Origin of the sequence: Prescottella defluvii (assembly GCF_000738775.1) — a bacterium.
In the GTDB taxonomy this organism is placed as follows: domain Bacteria; phylum Actinomycetota; class Actinomycetes; order Mycobacteriales; family Mycobacteriaceae; genus Prescottella; species Prescottella defluvii.
This window is the reverse complement of record NZ_JPOC01000047.1, coordinates 1-3,283: the sequence shown is the minus strand read 5'-3', so window position 1 is coordinate 3,283 and position 3,283 is coordinate 1. Positions and strand designations below refer to the sequence as shown.

At 66.7% G+C, this 3,283-nt stretch carries 3 protein-coding genes; all 3 read left to right on the top strand.

The window, feature by feature from the left end:
• The first annotated feature begins 154 nt into the window (after positions 1–154).
• A complete protein-coding gene (trmB, locus tag IJ15_RS0117420; RefSeq protein ID WP_031939624.1) occupies positions 155–949 on the top strand; it encodes a tRNA (guanosine(46)-N7)-methyltransferase TrmB in 795 nt (264 codons plus the stop codon).
• Complete coding sequence (locus IJ15_RS0117415) at positions 946–1,623, top strand: NYN domain-containing protein (protein ID WP_031939623.1); 678 nt, start codon at positions 946–948, stop codon at positions 1,621–1,623. Before trmB ends, IJ15_RS0117415 begins: the two co-directional genes overlap by 4 nt.
• A gap of 11 nt (positions 1,624–1,634) precedes the next feature.
• The coding region (locus tag IJ15_RS0117410; protein ID WP_031939622.1) for an MMPL family transporter at positions 1,635–3,283 on the top strand (1,649 nt) is incomplete at its 3' end.

Here is a 3,283-nt window from a genome sequence, read left to right as displayed (position 1 = left end):
ACCCAGCCGGTCGTCCACCCCTCCCCGGCACGTGCGCTGCCCAGAATACCGACAGCTACCAGGGGAAATGTCTGAAACTCGAGGTATCCCCACGACCGAACCAGACCAAAGTGTCCATATTATCTGCCGACCGAGTCGGCCCGTGATCGTCGACATACGTGACAATGGTCGGGTGAACGACGCCGATCAGGACGCACCCGAGATTCCGCACGACGACATCGACAGCTCTGCGGCCGACTCCGCTGCGGAGGAAACGACCGGTGAGTCGCGAGGGTCGCGTCTGTACCCGCGAGTGACGAGCTTCCGGTCCCGACGCGGTGCGCTGACGGATCCGCAGCAGGGCTCGTGGGATCGCATGTGGCCGACGATCGGCGCCGACGTGGGCGACGAACTGCTCGACACCACCGCCTGGTTCGGCCGCGAGGCACCGGTGATCATCGAGATCGGTTCGGGAACCGGCACCGCGACGGCCGCGATGGCGAAGGCGGAGCCGCACGTGAACCTCATCGCGGTCGAGGTCTACCGACCGGGTCTGGCGCAGTTGCTGCAGACAGTCGAGCGCGAGGACATCCCGAACGTTCGGGTGCTGCGCGGCGACGCCGTCGAGGTGCTCGAGAACATGGTCGCGCCCGAGTCGCTGACCGGCGTCCGGGTCTTCTTCCCGGACCCGTGGCCCAAGGCCCGCCACCACAAGCGCCGGCTGCTGCAGGCGCCCACGTTCGCGCTGATCGCGAGCCGGTTGAAGCCGGGCGGGGTGCTGCACGTCGCGACGGATCACGCCGAGTACGCGGAGGCGATCGCCGAGGCCGGAAACGCGGAGCCGTTGCTCACCGAGCTCGATTGGGAGTCACCGATGACCCACGAGCGACCGGTCACGAAGTTCGAGGACAAGGCACACAAGGTCGGAAGCGCCATTACCGAACTCATCTGGGGGAAGATCAAGTCATGAGTCTCAGCACGCCGGACACGGCTTCCAATTCCCCCGAGGGCAACGGTCGCGAGATCCGCCACAAGCGAGTTCTGCTCGTCTGGGACGCCCCGAATCTCGACATGGGTCTGGGCGCGATCCTCGGTGGTCGGCCGACGGCCGCGTACCGGCCGCGGTTCGACGCGTTGGGCCGGTGGCTGCTGTCCCGCACGGCCGAGCTTTCCGCCACGGAAACGGCCGTACTGGAGCCTGAAGCGACGGTCTTCACGAACATCGCCCCTGGTAGCGCCGATGTTGTCCGCCCCTGGGTCGAGGCCTTGCGTAATGTGGGTTTCGCGGTGTTCGCCAAGCCCAAGGTGGAGGAGGACAGCGACGTCGATGCCGACATGCTCCACCACATCGCACTCCGCCGTGGTGAGGGCTTGGCCGGCGTCATGGTCGCCTCCGCCGACGGACAGGCCTTCCGTGAGCCGTTGGAGGACATCGCAGCAGCCGGCGTGCCGGTGCAGGTTCTCGGGTTCCGCGAGCACGCCAGTTGGGCGGTCTCGTCCGACATCCTGGACTTCGTCGACCTCGAGGACATCCCGGGTGTCTTCCGTGAGCCTCTGCCGCGGGTCAGCCTGGAATCCCTCCCCGACGAGGGCGCTTGGTTGCAGCCGTTCCGCCCGCTTTCCGCCCTGCTCGTCGGGCGCTGAGGAGTCCTTACGTGTTTGCTCGCTGGGGAGATCTGGTCTACCGAGCCCGTTTCACCGTCATCGCGGTGATGGTGGCCGGACTGTTGGCGCTGGGCGCCTACGGCTCCGGGCTCAACGACCACCTCAGTCAGAGCGGTTGGGACGATCCCGGCTCGGAGTCGGTGGCGGCCGCGAAGCTCGCGGACGGCACGTTCGGCCGGGACACCAACGGTGACGTCGTCGCGATGTACACCGCGCCGGAGGGCAAGACGGTCGACGATCCGGCGTTCACCGCGCAGGTCAGCGACAGCCTGAAGCGGTTGCTCGAGACTCATCCCGACGAGGTCGCGAAGTTCAACGGCAGCTATTTCACGCTGCCCAACACGCCACGGCTGCCGGCGCTGGCGACCGAGGACCGGTCCCATGCGATCGTCAGCGTCGCGTTGAAGGGCGACAACGACACCGCGATCACGAACAACTTCCGGGCGATCCGGGACTCGTTCGCGATCGACGGCGTCGAGGTCCAGCTCGCCGGCATGCAGCCGGTCGCGAGCGCGATCAACGACACCATGGCGAACGACATCAAACGCATGGAGATCCTCGCGATCCCGGCGGTCGCGGTGCTGCTGTTCTTCGTGTTCGGTGGCGTCATCGCCGCGGCGCTGCCGCTGCTCGTCGGTGGCCTGACGATCATCGGGGCCAACGGCATCGTCCGGGTGATCACGCACTTCACCGAGGTCAACGTCTTCGTCGCGTCGGTGGTCTCGCTCATCGGCCTGGGCATGGCGATCGACTACGGCCTGTTCATCGTCAGCCGGTTCCGTGAGGAACTCGGCGACGGACGCAGCACCAAGGACGCGGTGCGCCGTACGGTGATGACCGCGGGCCGCACCGTGCTGTTCTCGGCCACGATGATCGCGGTCAGCCTCGGCGGACTGATCCTGTTCCCGCAGGGCTTCCTCAAATCCGTCGCCTACGGCGCGATCGCGACGGTGGTACTGGCGGCCTTGACCTCCGTCACCGTCCTGCCGGCGATCCTGGGCATTCTGGGCCGGCGGATCGACAAGTTCGGCCTCAAGCGGTTCGGCCAGATCAAGTCGACCGAGGAGATCGAGGCCAGCATCTGGGGCCGGCTCACGCGTTGGGTGATGCGCCACCCGCTCAAGGTGACGATCCCGATCGTCCTCGGTCTGATCCTCCTGATCATCCCGCTGTCCGGCATCAAGTTCGGCGGCATCAACGAGGACTACCTCCCGACGGACAACACGACCCGGATGGCGCAGGAGCAGTTCGACGAACTGTTCCCCGGCAACCGCACCGAACCGGTGAAACTGGTCATCACCGGCGGCGAGGGCGCCCAGGTCGGGCAGATCCTCAAGACCGCCAGCGGCGCGCCCGGACTGGTCGAGAAGTTCACCATCACCGGCCCGGCGAAGGACGGCGTCCAGGTCCTCAAGGCCGGACTGGTCGACCGCAACGACTCCGCCGCCACCATCGACTACCTACGCGCCATGGAAGTCCCAGACGGCGTGACGGTGATGGTCGGTGGCACCCCGGCGATCGAGCAGGACAGCATCAGCGCCCTGCTCGACAACCTGCCGCTGATGATCGTCACGGTGCTGATCCTGACGACGCTGCTGATGTTCCTGGCGTTCGGCTCGCTCGTGCTGCCCATCAAGGC